At 41.0% G+C, this 15,336-nt stretch carries 16 protein-coding genes; 13 read left to right on the top strand and 3 right to left on the bottom strand.

The features are described 5' to 3' along the window. The first annotated feature begins 124 nt into the window (after window positions 1-124). From J0A69_RS15775 to J0A69_RS15720, 13 genes are all read left to right on the top strand, one after another. Window positions 125-418, top strand: a complete 294-nt coding sequence (locus tag J0A69_RS15775; RefSeq protein ID WP_206587558.1) for a hypothetical protein — start codon at window positions 125-127, stop codon at window positions 416-418. 60 nt (window positions 419-478) lie between these two features. Beyond that, window positions 479-796 (top strand): DUF4134 domain-containing protein, encoded by a 318-nt coding sequence (locus J0A69_RS15770; RefSeq protein WP_206587696.1) that lies wholly within the window; start codon window positions 479-481, stop codon window positions 794-796. Between the two features lie 4 nt (window positions 797-800). Beyond that, window positions 801-1,127: a DUF4133 domain-containing protein gene (locus tag J0A69_RS15765; protein ID WP_206587557.1), complete on the top strand. Its 327-nt coding sequence runs from the start codon at window positions 801-803 to the stop codon at window positions 1,125-1,127. 59 nt (window positions 1,128-1,186) lie between these two features. Further along, on the top strand, window positions 1,187-3,616 hold the full coding sequence (locus tag J0A69_RS15760) for a TraG family conjugative transposon ATPase (protein ID WP_236032917.1): 2,430 nt from the start codon (window positions 1,187-1,189) through the stop codon (window positions 3,614-3,616). 73 nt (window positions 3,617-3,689) lie between these two features. Next, window positions 3,690-4,325, top strand: coding sequence for a conjugal transfer protein TraI (locus tag J0A69_RS15755; RefSeq protein ID WP_206587555.1), 636 nt, complete (start codon window positions 3,690-3,692; stop codon window positions 4,323-4,325). After that, window positions 4,322-4,954 (top strand): hypothetical protein, encoded by a 633-nt coding sequence (locus J0A69_RS15750; RefSeq protein ID WP_206587554.1) that lies wholly within the window; start codon window positions 4,322-4,324, stop codon window positions 4,952-4,954. The genes J0A69_RS15755 and J0A69_RS15750 overlap by 4 nt, the downstream gene beginning before the upstream one ends. Further along, complete coding sequence (locus J0A69_RS15745) at window positions 4,951-5,616, top strand: TerB family tellurite resistance protein (protein ID WP_206587553.1); 666 nt, start codon at window positions 4,951-4,953, stop codon at window positions 5,614-5,616. The genes J0A69_RS15750 and J0A69_RS15745 overlap by 4 nt, the downstream gene beginning before the upstream one ends. Next, complete coding sequence (gene traJ / locus J0A69_RS15740) at window positions 5,606-6,670, top strand: conjugative transposon protein TraJ (protein WP_236032915.1); 1,065 nt, start codon at window positions 5,606-5,608, stop codon at window positions 6,668-6,670. The genes J0A69_RS15745 and traJ overlap by 11 nt, the downstream gene beginning before the upstream one ends. Window positions 6,671-6,679: 9 nt before the next feature. Next, window positions 6,680-7,309, top strand: a complete 630-nt coding sequence (traK, locus tag J0A69_RS15735) for a conjugative transposon protein TraK (protein ID WP_206587552.1) — start codon at window positions 6,680-6,682, stop codon at window positions 7,307-7,309. Then, window positions 7,306-7,986, top strand: a complete 681-nt coding sequence (locus tag J0A69_RS22610; RefSeq protein WP_236032913.1) for a hypothetical protein — start codon at window positions 7,306-7,308, stop codon at window positions 7,984-7,986. Before traK ends, J0A69_RS22610 begins: the two co-directional genes overlap by 4 nt. A gap of 214 nt (window positions 7,987-8,200) precedes the next feature. Then, window positions 8,201-8,965 (top strand): conjugative transposon protein TraM, encoded by a 765-nt coding sequence (traM, locus tag J0A69_RS22605; RefSeq protein ID WP_317194878.1) that lies wholly within the window; start codon window positions 8,201-8,203, stop codon window positions 8,963-8,965. Then, a complete protein-coding gene (locus tag J0A69_RS15725) occupies window positions 8,965-9,813 on the top strand; it encodes a DUF4138 domain-containing protein (protein ID WP_206587550.1) in 849 nt (282 codons plus the stop codon). Before traM ends, J0A69_RS15725 begins: the two co-directional genes overlap by 1 nt. Next, window positions 9,794-10,636, top strand: coding sequence for a hypothetical protein (locus J0A69_RS15720; RefSeq protein WP_206587549.1), 843 nt, complete (start codon window positions 9,794-9,796; stop codon window positions 10,634-10,636). Before J0A69_RS15725 ends, J0A69_RS15720 begins: the two co-directional genes overlap by 20 nt. A gap of 587 nt (window positions 10,637-11,223) precedes the next feature. Here J0A69_RS15720 and J0A69_RS15715 read toward each other — a convergent pair. The 3 genes from J0A69_RS15715 to J0A69_RS15705 all read right to left on the bottom strand — a co-directional run bounded on the left by J0A69_RS15715 (window position 11,224) and on the right by J0A69_RS15705 (window position 14,830). Beyond that, on the bottom strand, window positions 11,224-12,168 hold the full coding sequence (locus J0A69_RS15715) for a TerC family protein (protein WP_206587548.1): 945 nt from the start codon (window positions 12,166-12,168) through the stop codon (window positions 11,224-11,226). 273 nt (window positions 12,169-12,441) lie between these two features. After that, the gene (locus tag J0A69_RS15710) at window positions 12,442-13,410 is read right to left on the bottom strand and encodes a hypothetical protein (RefSeq protein WP_236032911.1); all 969 of its coding nucleotides are present in this window, start codon (window positions 13,408-13,410) and stop codon (window positions 12,442-12,444) included. Then, window positions 13,376-14,830 (bottom strand): MBOAT family O-acyltransferase, encoded by a 1,455-nt coding sequence (locus J0A69_RS15705; protein ID WP_206587547.1) that lies wholly within the window; start codon window positions 14,828-14,830, stop codon window positions 13,376-13,378. The genes J0A69_RS15710 and J0A69_RS15705 overlap by 35 nt, the downstream gene beginning before the upstream one ends. Between the last annotated feature and the right edge of the window lie 506 nt (window positions 14,831-15,336).

Below are 15,336 nucleotides of genomic sequence, written 5' to 3'. Positions count from 1 at the left end.
GTAATCTGCCCCCAATTTTATTGGGGGTTTTTTGCTTTTTTATCCCCAGTGTGGTTCCCCTTGTGAATAATTGTTAGAGTTTTTTAAAAGTTTTGAATCCTAAATAATTATCAAACAATAGGTTATGGATATCAAAGAACTCTTGGATTCGAATTTTTGGTTTTTGTCTGGCTTGGTACTTATAGCTTATTATACATGGGTGGTTTTTAGGTTTTTTAGACTTCCTATTCAAGAATTCTTTGCCCGAAATAGAAATGAGGCATCCTCAAAATCTATTACCTGGGATGAATTGGCTTTTTCCTTATCTATCCAAAAAAAACTTCTTGAAAATAAATACAATGAACTGGATGAGTTTGAAAAGGAGCTTCTTCAAAGAAGTCCTTTTAAAGAGTTCATATCCAATGGGATGAAAAAGTGATAGGCAGAATTGCCACTGAAACTATTATTCTAAACTAAACCAACAATGAAGATGACACGAATGAAAAATTTAAAGAAGTCATTAGCTCTTACTCTCTTTCTATTTGGTAGTAATTTGACTCAAAAATTATTTGCACAAGGTGGTCAAGGAATTACAGAAGCTACCAATTTGGTATCAGGATTTTTTGCATCTGGCGTCCAATTAATGTATGCCATAGGTGCGGTAGTAGGTTTGATTGGGGCTGTCAAGGTTTTTAATAAGTGGAATTCAGGGGAGCCGGATACCGGAAAGGTGGCAGCAGCATGGTTTGGTTCCTGTGTCTTTTTGGTTGTTGTGGCAGCTGTGTTGTCCAGTTTCTTTAATATACCTAATCCTTAATAGAATGGGTTTCAGGATCTACAAAGGAGTGGATCAGGAAATGGAATTCAAAGGACTTAAAGCCCAGTACCTGCTCTTTATGGGTTTGGTACTGGGAGGGAGTCTGCTTGCCTTTTCTGTTTTGTATGCTCTAGGTTTCCCATTGATTATCACTATGATAGTCTGTGTTGCTTCTGTTCTTTATTTAAATAAATGGATAGCAGGAATGAACAAGAAAATGGGAAAAGATGGCCTGATGAAAAAGCAGGTAAACCAGCGTTTGCCTACTGCTATCAGGATTCGTAACCGGGGTTTTGTCAAATCCTTATCTCAGAAAAAAGCTCAGGTTTAATGCATTTGCTGATGCTTTTCTTTTCACTGTTTCTGCTGTACTGAATGGAATTGAATGATATGTTCCCCATCTATAAGTACTTGGATGGACTCTTGCTTTCCAGACAAGGGGATCTTACTGCCTGCTATGTCTTGGAATTGCCTGAACTGTTTTCTCTTTCCAGAGAAGAAGGATTGACCCTGCATGCCTTGTTTGAAAAGGCCTGGAAATTACTTCCGGAAGGTACCTTGATCTGGAAACAGGATTGGTTTGAACAGGAGGAGCTGTCGATTGAATGGGACACGGAATCCTCATTTCTATCCAGAAAGAGCGATGGCTTTTTTGAAGGTAGACCTGTATTGAATCATCAATCTTACCTTTTTATCACTTTTCCAGCTACTGGAAAGGGACTAAGGTCCAGTGCCTATTCCAATCTGTTCCGAAAGCATTGGTTGGATTCTCCTGTTGTCAGTGAAGCTCGATTGGAACTGTTTACAGGGATTCTGGGGCAGGTGGAGCATTTGTTGGGAACTGGGAATTTTGGTTTTTCCAGAATGACAGAGGTGGAACTCTTGGGGCTGGAAGGGAGAAAGGGTTTGATTGAAAAGTACCTGATGCCGGGAAGTCCTGGCTTTGAGCTTTGTGATCAGGAATTCAAGCCTGATTGGAAAATCGGGAACAATTACATGGGGATGTTATCCCTTTCTTCTTTGGATCAACTTCCAGCAGAATTAGAGGTGAGTGGGGTTTATGAACCTTATTCCACAGATCTAAGCAAATTCTATTTGGGTTTTGCCTCACCGGTAGGCCAACTGTTTTCTGCAAACCATTGCTATCAACAAGTGATGCAGGTGCTTGGAAAAGAGGACTTGTACGGGAGCTTGGAAAGTAAAAAGCTTCGGATGACGGCACTCTCTAAATACAGCAGATCCAATGAACTGGCAGCTTTGTCCATTCAGGAATTTCTGGAATCAGGGATCCGTGATGGGAAAACTCCGGTCCGTTTTCATGCACATATTCTCTGTTGGGAAGAATCAAAGGAGAAACTCACAGCTTCTATCCAACAGGCTTCTTCTTCCCTTAGTCAAATGGGACTGCTACCTAAAGTAGAATCCTTGGGGGCACCGCAGATCTATTGGGCAGGGATTCCCGGAAATGCCACTGCCTTGCCTTCCAATGAAACCTGCACCATGTTCCTGGAGGCAGCGCTCTGTCTGTATAATCTGGAAAGCTCACCAAGGAGTGGAGCCTCTGCCAAAGGAATCAAATTGGGCGATAGGAGGTATGGCCAACCTGTTTGGGTTGATCTTTCGGATGAACCCATCCAAAAAGGGTGGATAACCAATCGAAACAAATTCATACTGGGTCCATCGGGTTCGGGAAAGAGCTTTTTTACCAATCATATGGTGCGTTCTTATTTTGAGCAGGGAGCTCATGTGGTTTTGGTGGATGTGGGACATTCTTATCAGGGCCTGTGTGACTTGGTAGGCGGCTATTATTTTACCTATTCTGAAACTTCACCGATTTGTTTCAATCCCTTTTTCCTGGGACCTGAAGGACTTGGGACTGAAAAGAAGGAAAGCATCAAGACTTTGTTGCTGGCCCTTTGGAAGAAAGAGGATGAATCTTTTAAAAGATCGGAGTATGTGGCCATTTCCAATGCCCTGAAGTACTACTATGAGCACCTTTCCTTGGATAAAAGCTTGGTGCCGGGTTTTGATTCTTTCTATGAGTTTCTGGGAACGGGGTTTTTGAGGATAATCGAGGAGGAAAAGGTACAGGTGAAGGATTTTGACCTGCTGAATTTTCTCTATGTGCTGAGGCCTTTTTACAAGGGAGGGGAATTCGATTACCTCTTGAATGCCCAAGAAAACCTGGACTTGCTCCAACAGCCCTTTCTGGTATTTGAGTTGGATAAGATCAAGGATCATCCCATTCTTTTTCCCGTGGTCACCCTTATTATCATGGAGATTTTTATTGCCAAACTGAGAACCCTGAAGGGAATAAGGAAAATGATCCTGATTGAAGAGGCCTGGAAGGCAATTGCCAAGGAGGGGATGGCTGAGTATATCAAATACCTTTTTAAGACAGTGCGGAAGTTCTATGGGGAAGCCATTGTGGTCACCCAGGAAGTGGAAGACATCATCCATTCCCCGATTGTCAAAGAGGCAATCCTGAATAATTCTGATTGTAAGATCCTGCTGGACCAACGAAAATACCAGAACAAATTCGCCCAGATTCAGCAATTACTTGCCCTGACTGAAAAGGAGAAATCCTTGGTGCTTTCGCTTAACCGGAACAATGATCCGGCTGGAAAATACAAGGAAGTATTTATTGGGCTAGGGAGCAAAAGCCAGGTTTTCAGAACGGAGGTAAGCCTGGAGGAATACCTCACTTATACCACAGAAGAGAAGGAAAAGATGGAGTTGGAAAAGCTATGTGCAGCCTTTGGTGGAGATAGGAAAAGGGCAATAACTGAACTATCATATAAAATTCAAAACAATGAATAATAGCTACTTATACATTTTGTTTAACAGTTTTACTTTAAGAAAGATTGTTTCCAAAAGAATACTTCTGTTCTGTATGCTAAGCTGCTTTCAGGTTGTTAATGCAGAAGCTGCGATCCCGATTGCTGAGGTGATTCGACAGGCTGTCAAACGGGTGATTGTGGCGGTGGATTTACAGGTGCAGCGATTACAAAATGAGACCATTGCCTTGCAGCAGGCTCAGCAAAAGCTGGAGAACTTACTCTCAAAAACCCGCTTGGAGGAAATCGCAAACTGGTCAGAAAAACAGAAGGAATTGTACGGAGAATATTACCAGAGCCTATGGAAAGTGAAGCGGCTGGTGGCCCAATACCAACGGGTACGGGAAATTGGGGAAACCCAAAAGGAGTTGATTCAACTCTACAGCAGTACCTATAAATACCTACGGGAATCCAATCAGTTTTCGGCAAAGGAACTGGCCCTGATTCATACAGGTCTGGGGGATATTCTAAATCAAAGCATTCTAAATCTTGATGAATTGACAAGGGTTCTTAAATCCATGGGAACACAACAGTCAGATGCCTCCCGATTGGATCAAATCCATCGCTTGGATATACGAATGGAAAAGGATTTCAGGAACCTGAAACGGATGGCTTTGCAATTGGAAGGGCTGGCAAAACAAAGAACCCGGGAACAGGCAGGGCTGAAGACAAACAGGTTGATCCTGCAATGAAAGGCTCTCGGTTTTTCTTCTGCTTGGTATTGATTTCCTGGGGCCTATCACTCTCTGCTGTAAAAGCCCAGACTTGGGATGAGTGGTTCAGACCCAAGAAGACTCAATTGGATTACCTGCTCAAACAGGTTTTACTGCTTGAATCCTATAAAGCTTCCCTCAAAGAATCAGGAAAGATCTTGGGTGGGGGGCTGGATCAGATAGGAAGTTTAAAGGGGCAGGAATTGGATTCTCATAGCTTGTTTTTTGAGCGAAAGACTCAACCGGGAAATCTATCAATGGCAGCTTGGCAAGAAATCAAACGCCTGAATATAGCCCCTCAAACCCTTCAGCAAGCATTGACCAGTAGTCAAAACTATTGGAAGGCAAAGAGTGAATGGGATCATCCCAGACTTTGGCAATGGATGAACAGCATCCATTCTGGAATGAATAAAAGACTTGAATTCCATCAGGAATACCTAATGCAACTTCTGGAAGGAGGACTTGAAATGGAGGATGCAAAACGGGCAGCTTTGATTCTTGAATTGAAAGAGGAGCTCTTACAGGTTCGGATGGATTTGCAAAGAGTAGGAGTAATAGGACAAAGCTATATGATACAGATCAGTGAACTCAATAGAATGGAAAGATGAAGATTAATGTATTATCAATCAGAAAAAGGAGGGGATTCATTGGAGCAGTATTGCTCATTCATCTCTTTTTCTTTGGGGCCATAGGCTCCTTGAAGGCACAGGATCAGGAAATCCAACAACTCTTGCTCAATGTTCAAAAGTTGGAGCAATTAAAAGACTTGCTCGTCCAGATGAAGGATAAATACCAGATCATCCAACAGGGGTACCAGCAGGTGAAATCTGTCACAGAAGGAAATTTTCGCTTACATGAGGTTTTTCTGGATCGCTTGTACCGGGTCAGCCCGGAGGTTAAGAAATATTACAGGATAGCAGAAATTATACAGATGCAGCTCGATCTGGTTTCCTACACCAGACAAAGCATTCGGAGCCATTCAGGGAATGATTTTGCTGATCTGGTTTATCTCAAGGATGTATTTACCCGCCTCAATGGAATGGGTTTGAGGAATCTGGAGGAGCTTATGCTGCTGCTTTCTGATAACCAATTGCAAATGGATGATGCGGAAAGGCTGAGCGCTGTGGATAGGATCCATCAGGATATGAAACGGATCTTACTGGATGGGCAAAAGATTACAGCTGAGGTACAACAGCTGGTAAGAATCAGAAATCAGTTCAAAAATGAAGCCGCTTCGCTTCAATTGATCCTTTCAAATCATGGGAATTAAGAAGGAGGAATCTGGGAGGTTTTGGATCTTTTCTGGGATCCTAATGACTTGGGGACTCTTATTGCCTTTGGGGCTTTCAGCACAGAGTATTTCAGGTTTTCATGTAACCATGAAAAATGTGGGAGAGTCTTTGGGGACGGGTACCTATGAATTGCAGGTTGCGGCAAAGGGTATTGCAGCCATGGGCACCGTATTTTTTATCGGGAATAGGGTATGGAAACATATCGCAGAAGCTGAATCAGTGGATTTTTATCCGCTCTTCAGACCCTTTGTACTGACCATTCTGATTTTGAATTTCAACTGGGTAACAGGATTTATAGGGGGATTGATGAATCCGGTTCTACTGGCCACTGAAAGGATGCAGGAGAAATCCAATTTGGGGATTGAACGCCTATTAGAAGCCAAACAAAAAGCGCTTGAAAACGGGGACTTCTATGAAATGTATGTGGGAGAGGATGGGCAGGGGGACAAGGACCTTTGGTATGAGTATGGAAACCCGGATGCCGGGGAGGAGGGCTGGATGGAAAGTATCGGAAACGGAATCCAGTTTGCTTTGGAGAAAGCCTCCTTTCACATGCAGTTGAATATCAAAACCTGGATCAGTGAAGTGCTTCAGGTATTGTATCAGGCAGCTGCCTTGGCCATCAATACCATCCGCATATTCTACTTGGTCATTCTTTCCATCATGGGGCCAATCAGTTTTGCCCTATCGATATTCAATGGCTTTCAACATACACTGACCCAATGGATTGCCCGCTACATCAATGTGTTTCTGTGGCTTCCCGTTGCCAATATCTTCGGGTTTATTATAGGCAAGATCCAAGAGGAAATGCTGAAAGTGGATCTGGCCCAAATTGAAAATTCCGGGAAGACTTTCTTTTCCTCCACTGACACGGCATACCTGATTTACATGGTCATTGCCATCATCGGTTATATGACCGTGCCTTCCGTTGCCAATTACATCATATATGCCGGTGGCAAAGATTCGCTGCTCCACAAATCCAGTAATCTCATGAGCGGAGGAGTTGGAATGGCAACCAAGTACCTCAAATAATTCCATGGCATGAAAAGAACAATGATCAAACAACTGACACAATTGGACACTGCATTTCAGCTGGTCAAATGGTGGAGTTTAGGAATCGTATGCGCCTGTCTTATAGCTGTCTTTGGTACCCTATACTATTCCATGATAAGCTTGGAGAAAGGCAGAAAGGAAATCTACCTCTTAAACGAAAACCAGCTCTTGAAAGCTTCTTCGACCATCCGTGGAGAAATGGCTTCTGTGGAATCCCGGGCTCATATCAAGCAGCTACATGACCTGCTTTTTACTTATTCACCGGATGAAAAACTGATTCAGGAACAATTGGAGGAGGCTTTTTATCTAGGAGATGGTAGCATCAAATTTCATGTAGATAACCTTCGGGAATCAGGGTACTACAAGCAGGTACTGGCTGCAAATATCAGCCAGCGCTTGGTAGTAGACAGCATCCGGGTGGATTTGGAAAAAGAGGGTTTCCCATTTCTGTTTTATGGAAGGCAGGAAATCATCCGCTCTTCCAGTAAAATCACCAGGTCTCTGATCACACAGGGAAAGCTACGTGAGGTACAGCGCTCCCATCATAATCCCCATGGATTCTTGGTGGAGAATTGGGAAATCCTGGAAAATAGGGACCTGAACCACAGCAGCCGATGAAAAGATTTGTGATACCATCATGGATAGGGTCGGGCAGGCCTTCAGAAAAATCTGCTCCCAAAGCCAATTTGGTGGAAGTCCTTTTTATGATACTGGCCTCAGGCTATCAGAAAATAGAAAAACGATGCTGCGAAAAGGCTTCTGGCTTGGATTCAAAGCTAAGCCGGAGCCAACGGCTTCTTCTCTATGGTCTTTTGCTTTCTGCTTTGGCTTGGAAAGCAATCCAACCCTTGCTGGGAAGTAATTCCATCCCGGGCAATTGGGTCAGCTTCAATACTATGACAATCCCAGTAATGGGGCCAAAAACCGATTTGATTATGGCTCCAGACACTTTAATTCAATCAATTTCACTTCAAAACAAAGCAAATGAAAAATTCAGAAAACCAGACGCATATGAAAAGGAAGGGGATTTTCTTCCTCTTGTTACCCCTGTTGGTCATTCCCGTTTTAATGGGACTCAATTGGATGTTTTTTCCCGTTCAGGCGAAACAAAGCCAATCCTTGGTCCAATTGAACAATACGCTTCCTGCTCCCATCATTCCGCTGGAACAAGAGACAAAGGCTGCGGCCTATGCTTTTCAGGAAAAGAAAGGGAAAGAAAAGGCAGAGCCTTTAGCGGTTCCGAAACCCTTGATAGGGGAAGAATCAGATCGGCTTTTATGGGATGGGGATATTGAATTGGGGATTCCCGCAAAGTTCCAGAGAGATAGGTCTATTGACCCATTTGAATCAGACGATCAGGAAAAGCAAATCCATAAAAAACTGGCTGACTTGGATCAATTGATTTCTGATGCCGAATCAAGGGTTTCTTTGAAACAGGACAAAGAATTAACCGAGGAGCCCAGCTCTAGACCGGAGCTGGGAAGTACAGTTGAGGCAGATCTGATTCAGATGGAAGAATTGATGCGGGAATTGGAATCAGGGACTTCGAAACCTGACATGCAATTGGAACAGCTCTCTGAAATCATGGATAAGCTCTTGCTTTTGCAGGATCCAGAGAGAATAATCAGAAAGGAAGAATCCCCGATTTTGGTAGATGAACGCAGTTTTCCGGCTCTCAAGGAACCATCAGTCTTAGTTGGGGAATCTATGATTGCTTCTTTAGAGGAGGAGACGTTGAATGAAAGTCAAAATGGATTTTATGGCTTGTCTGACAACGGGAATCTTACTGCTGAGAGAAATGCCAAAAGCACCATCGCAGCAATTATTCCTCGCACCCAAGCCTTGTTTCCCGGTGAAACACTGGAAATCAAGTTGGAGGAATCCATCTGGATTCAGGATAAGGAAATTCCAGCCGGAACCCCACTTTTTGGGAAGACAGCATTATCAGGAGATAGGCTAAGCGTGAAAATTTCCGGGATTATCTGGGAAGAAGAGCTTTTCCCTTTAGCAATGGTGGTATATGGGGCTGATGCAGTTCCAGGTATTCCTGTAAACAGTAAATCTGTGGGTTCGGAACTTAGCGGAAATGGCTTCAATGAGCTGCAGGGATTGGGAATGATGGGTGTCGGAATGGATTGGCAGGGACAACTGGCCAACACAGGCTTGCAGGCAACCAAAGGCTTGCTGAAGTCAAAATCCAATGCAAAGCAGATTTCTGTGAAGGCAGGCCATCCGATTTTTTTGATCAACACGGCTGAAAAAACCATCAAGTAATGAGTGTAAAAAAACTATTCCTAGGATGGGCTTTCTGCTTGTATGGCTTGTTGTGTTTTGGGCAACAGCCACTGGAGGTAGCTTGGAACAAGACAACATTTCTGGTGTTTGACGCACCTGTAAAATCTGTTGACAGAGGGTCAGTACATCTTTTGAGCCAGGTGGATGAGGCAGGATTAAACATGCTCAAGCTAAAGGCAGGCAAACGTGAGATGGAGGCTACTAATCTACATGTTTTGACTGCTGATGGTCAACTCCATGATTTTACAGTTTCTTTTTCTGAAAATCCCTTAACCCTGACTCACGATTTTCGGAGTAAAAACTCCAAAGAAACGGACAAGGCGCTCTTCGCTTCCGGATTATCCAGCAAGGATTACCAGAAGATCTATCAATCACTTTCTGAAACGGAAGGAACCAAAATAAAGCAGGTAGAGGGGTATCAGATGAGCATGGCTTTAAAGGGAATCTACTTTTATGAGGATCAGCTGTTTTTTGATTTAAGATTGGAAAACAAGTCCTTGATTCCTTTTGAATTAGATCAGGTGGAAGTGCTGATAGCTGATAAGAAATCCGGTAAAAGATCCAGCAGCAGAGCTGTAGCGATTGTTCCGGATTTTAATTCAGCAAATAGCCAAAAGCCCTTCATTTTAGAAGCAAATCAATCGCTCCTTTTGGCCTTTCCGGTTTTTACGATTGCAGAAAATAAAATATTGAAGTTCACTGTTTCGGAACGGAAAGGGGACAGGCAGCTTCAACTCAAAATACCGGGTAAACGACTGTTAAAAGCAGCTGATTTACCGATTTCTAACTTACTAACTACTACTACTTATGGATCAGGAGAATTTTGATTATCTAACAGAAAGACTCAAATACACAGGTTTTGAGGATAAACTTAACAAGGAATTGGAAAAGCAGATCAAGGCCAAAAACCCTGCTTTTACCTTGGCGCATCAAATGGAAATAGATGGGAAGAAGGTTGATTTTCAGCTTCATTTCAAGAAATCTGAAATCAATGACAGGTATTTCTATAACAAAGTCGATGTAACCGTTCAGAACAATAACCCGGAATTGGAAGGCAAAAGCCACAGCTTCTACCAAAACCAGGGAATCACAGCCAAGGAATCTTTTAACCTCTTGGAAGGAAGGCCTGTATTTAAGACCTTTTTAGATGCGGACAAGGAGCAGTACAATGCCTGGATCCAATTGGACCTTAGCAAAAAAGATGAAAGGAATAATTTTCCTGTCCAACAGTTCCATGAAAAGTATGGATTTGATCTAGAGGCAAAATTGAAAGAGCTTCCTATCAAAGAACTGGAGGATGAAACCAAAAAAGGATGGATGCTGAAATCCTTGCAAAAGGGAAATCAATATCCGGTGAGTATGGAAAGAAATGGTCTGGAAGAAATCATGTTTGTAGAGGCGAATCCTAAATTCAAATCCATCAATGTTTATGATGCTAGCATGAGTTCGGTAAAAACCAAGGACCTTTTGCTACCAAGCAAGGAGAAGAAAGAGGAGCTGGATTCAGGAAAAAACATTTCCAAAGGGGAAGGGATATCAAAGGAATCAACTACCAAGGACGATAAAAAAAAAGTGATGACGGAATCCCAGGGGAATAAGCTCCCAAAAAGTCCGCAGGTTCCCAAGACAAGGAAATCACCTAAAATTTGACCATCTTTGCAGGACCTATTAGATTATATGTTTTTGGAAAAAGACCCGGCTTTTGGCCGGGTTTTTTTATGCTGGAATTCCGGACCATCTAAAAATCTGCATTAAGACTGATTTAGTCAGTCATTTTTTCTTTTCCTACTCGGTGAGGTCTATTGAAAATCAGGAAGGGATTGGAGCATACCTATTGCCTATGAAAGGAAAACTTATCGGTAGCTTGGATACGCTGGTTTTTTGTATGGGGAAGGAAACAGGTTTTTTTGAAGGATGGTCCGCTGGTAAGTTTCTTATTTATAAGAGCTAAGTTTAGGATTAAAGTGAATCGGGAATGACTTAATGGTCAAATGATTATCTTATTTTGGGATTATGGAAGCTTTGTTTGTTACTCAAAAGAATTTAGTTTAATTTTAGAATTATAAATCGTAAAAGATTTATATAGTTAATAGCTTAACAATTTATTAATTAGCCCAAAGCAAATGCTTTGGGTTATTTTTTTAGCTCTTTTAAACCATTTTGATAGATGCCATTCACTTCATGAAATCAAGGAAAGGCTAATGTTAATTTTCAATAATTCGGATATGGATTGATCCTTACTGGATTTCAGTTTTCTCTTTGATGTACATTGAGGCCAGGATGCCTCCAAGTAAGGAAAAGAAAATCACGGAAAGTGAGATCCATTCAGGGATTTCAACAAAGTGGGTGAAAATCATTTTGAGTCCTACAAAAGTCAGAATAATCATCAGGCTATAATTGATGAAACGGAACTTGTTAAGCATTCTGGATATCATAAAGTACATGGATCTCAGTCCCAGTATGGCCAATATATTTGAACTGAATACGATAAATGGGCTGGAGGTAATGGCCAAAATAGCAGGAATGCTGTCTAGTGCAAACAAAATATCGGTGAGTTCTATGATAATCAATGCCATGAAAAGAGGGGTGGCAATAATGATGTTTCTCCTTTTTATCAGGAATTTATCCCCGTCCATAAATGCAGTAAAAGGGAGGATTTTTCTGATTTTGCGGAATACAAATGATTCTTTGGGGTTAAATTCTTCCTCATCTGATCGGTACATTTTATAGGCGGTAAAAATCAGGAAGGCTCCGAAGAGATAAATGACCCATTCAAATTGGTTGATCAGGGCTACTCCGAATAATATCATCACTGCTCTGAAAAATATGGCACCTAATATTCCCCAGAACAGGACCCTGTGTTGGTGAATGTCAGGAATGTTAAATGCCCGGAAAATAACTGCGATTACAAAGACATTGTCAATACTTAAGGAAAGCTCAATCAGATATCCGGTAATATATTTTAGGGTGGCGTTTTCTGGAGTCAGACCTGTTGGATTGGCAATCAAATCATTTGAGAAAACCCACCAGATCACTCCGGAAAACAGGGTAGCTACCAAAACCCATATGCCTGTCCAAATTGCAGCTTCTTTTGTTTTGATGACATGGGCTTCTCTGTTGAATACGCCTAAATCAAGCGCAAGAAAGACCAGAATACATGCAATGAATAAAATCCAGACCATTGAATGGTAGTTAGTTTTGGTTTAATTCGGAAAATATATAAACAATCAGGCGGATGGAATTTTTATTGATAAGTTTCTTTTAAAGAAATATTAATTAACCACCTGGATTCTTTGGAAATAGATTGGAAATTAACTTCACTTTCGAACTAGTTTGACAAGGGGTATGGAAAAAAAAGGATTAGCTAAATAATTGGGTTTTGTCTGGTTTTAAGGAATCCAAACTCATAATACTGAACATGAAAGTATGCTTAGAGTTTGTTTCGGTGCATTCGGTTATTCGAAAGTTGTTTTGGTACTAGATTGAATTTGTTGGACCATTCCTTGATTGTCAAGACTGTCAAATAAAATTTCGACGAATTTGACCCCGCCACCATTATCCAAATGATCCATGTCCCTGAATAAGGAATCCTGTTCCAGGAACAAGCTGTCAAAGTCCACAATTGGTAATTGGTGACTTCTGAAGATGCTGTCTGCCTTATAGCTTTCCTCATTCATTAAATCCACATAGGTTCTTGTCAACGGAAATTTAATTCCGATCAACTCTATATGCTTTTCCTTGCAGAGTAAAATAATTCTTTCCAGAGCATGAGCCATATTCTGAGAGGGATCTTGGTAATCAAAATAATGATTGATTCTTTCTTGGCTGATTTGTAGTTTTTCTTTGTCGGATAATTTTTCCCATGCACTTTTGGATCTACTGCCGCCCCATTTGGAAAAATCAAACAACTCTTCTTCCATAAAATTTTTAATGATCAGGCTGTACCGGTCATTTAAAAAGACACAATAGTAATTCAGGTATTTATTTCGAAGGAATGATTCGAAGCTGGAAAAATCATTTTCATCAGCATAGTAAGCAGAACGATCCAGGTTATTTTGTTTTTCTCGGGTAGGGGAAAGGGTGTGGTCATCCACACTAAGGTATATTCGTTTCACTTCAGCATTTCTGATCAGGAATTTAAGTTTCCGCTCCATATCCAGATAAGAATCGCTGTGATTAGAGAAATTGTGGACTTGATGATCTTCAGTATGGTCTCCCAAAGGAATTCCATGGGAATCTGCAAGGATATATTGGGAATAATCCAGATCCACTTCATCATAATCTTTGATATAGAATCCACTGATCAGGAAAAATAGGCCCACATTGAAGAGGGTCAAAATGAGCGTAAATAAAGAAATCTGCCGGAGGAATTTGAGGATGGTATTCATATCAAAACTGGAAGTAAATGAATTCAATTTGTTCATTGGTATTACCGAAAATGTCAATGATAAAAATGATCAACAAATACATGGACCATCTGTAGATTTTATTGGGGTGGAATTGAATCTGAGAAATGCCATAATCCCCGAACCTACCTTTCCATTCCACTAGAATAAAGACGAATAGAAGTACCAAAAGTGTGCCCATCCCAGGAAATCCTGAGAAATCAGGAACTGCAAATAATTGTGGGGTAAATAAATTGGTCAAATACTGGATGGCATGTCCCATATTTTCTGCCCTAAAAAATATCCAGGAGAATAAAATGAGCAAGAACGTTCCTGCCATCGCAATGAATTCTCTGAATGACGGCAATGATTTTTGAGATGCCACAGTTTCCAGATTCCTTCGGTTTTTATCCCTAAGCAACAAAGGAATAAAGTAGAGGGCATTTAATGCTCCCCAAACAATAAAGGTCCAGTTGGCCCCATGCCAGAAACCGCTTAGAAGAAAAATGACCAGTACATTTCTGATCTGCCTGCTTTTACTGCACTGACTACCACCTAACGGAATGTAAACATAATCACGGAACCATGTGGACAGGGAGATGTGCCACCTTCTCCAAAATTCCGCGATATCCCTGGAAAAATATGGAAAGGCAAAGTTTTTCATCAGTCCAAAACCAAAGAGCCTGGAGGTACCTATGGCAATATCAGAATAACCTGAAAAGTCACCATAGATCTGGAATGCAAAGAATACAGCTCCAAGGAATAAAATGCTTCCTTGGTAATTTTCAGAATTGGAGAAGATGGTATTTGCAAATTCAGCACAGTTATCCGCAATGACTATTTTTTTGAAAAGCCCCCACAGGATTTGTCTCAAGCCATCTTTAGCCAAGGAATAGTTGAATTTTCTCCTTTTAAAGAATTGGGGCAACAAGTTAGAGGCTCTTTCTATCGGTCCTGCAACCAGTTGAGGGAAAAAGCTTACAAATGCTGAAAAAGCAACCCAATCTTTGGTGGCTTTGAGTTTCTTCCGATAGATATCGATAGAATAACTCATGGTCTGAAAAGTATAAAAACTGATACCCACCGGTAATATCAAATGCAGGGAATTGGCTTTGATAGGCATCCCCAAGATGGTAAATGCGGAAATAAAGTTGTCCAGAAAAAAATTGTAATATTTAAAAAAACCAAGCAGGCCAATATTCACTAATAGACTGATTCCTAACAGGATTTTTCGGTTACCTGGCTTTTCAGATTTATCCAGTTGAATACCAACTAGAAAATCAATGGCGGTACTGAATGCAATGAGTCCAAGAAATCTCCAATCCCACCAACCATAAAAAACATAGCTTGCAACTAAAACCAGTAAATTCTGTGCTTTGAGGTTTTTATTGAAAATAAACCAGTATAGAATAAATACCGCTGGTAAGAATATTGCAAAATCTAAGGAATTGAACAGCAAGGGGGGGGGGGATAAGGTTAATGTTGTTCTAAATCTGGGCGATCTAATATATCATGGTTGCAAACATAAATAAAAGAGCCTATAATTTTTAGACAATAATCTGACCAAAGAACTCATTAAAAAACAAAGGGGCTGTAAGATGTCCTGGATTTAATGTTATTCAATAAGTAGAAGATGTTTTCTCTTAGGCTATGAGGTTCCTGATAAAGTGTTTGATTTTCAATTATCTGTAGAGAACCTCCAATGAATTGTAGAATAATTGGCTCGTGTATATTTCTTGGGATTACCCTTCAGAAGGTTTGGGTTTTTTGAATTTCAAATCCAATATACCTTGCTATTTTAACTTTGATTTTCCTTTAATTTCTAATGAATGAAGCCCATTTTATTGAAATTAAGATTAAGTCAGGATTAGCTATTAAGGCAAATCCTTAAAATTTTACAAAATAATAAAGAAAAGCCTTTAACCAGTCCTCCATTGATAAAGGCGACTCGAAATCAGGTTACCT

The organism is Algoriphagus pacificus (assembly GCF_017254845.1).
GTDB classification, from domain to species: Bacteria; Bacteroidota; Bacteroidia; order Cytophagales; family Cyclobacteriaceae; genus Algoriphagus; species Algoriphagus pacificus.
Note: the sequence above shows the minus strand (reverse complement) of the source record. Positions and strands in the feature narration are given on the sequence as shown.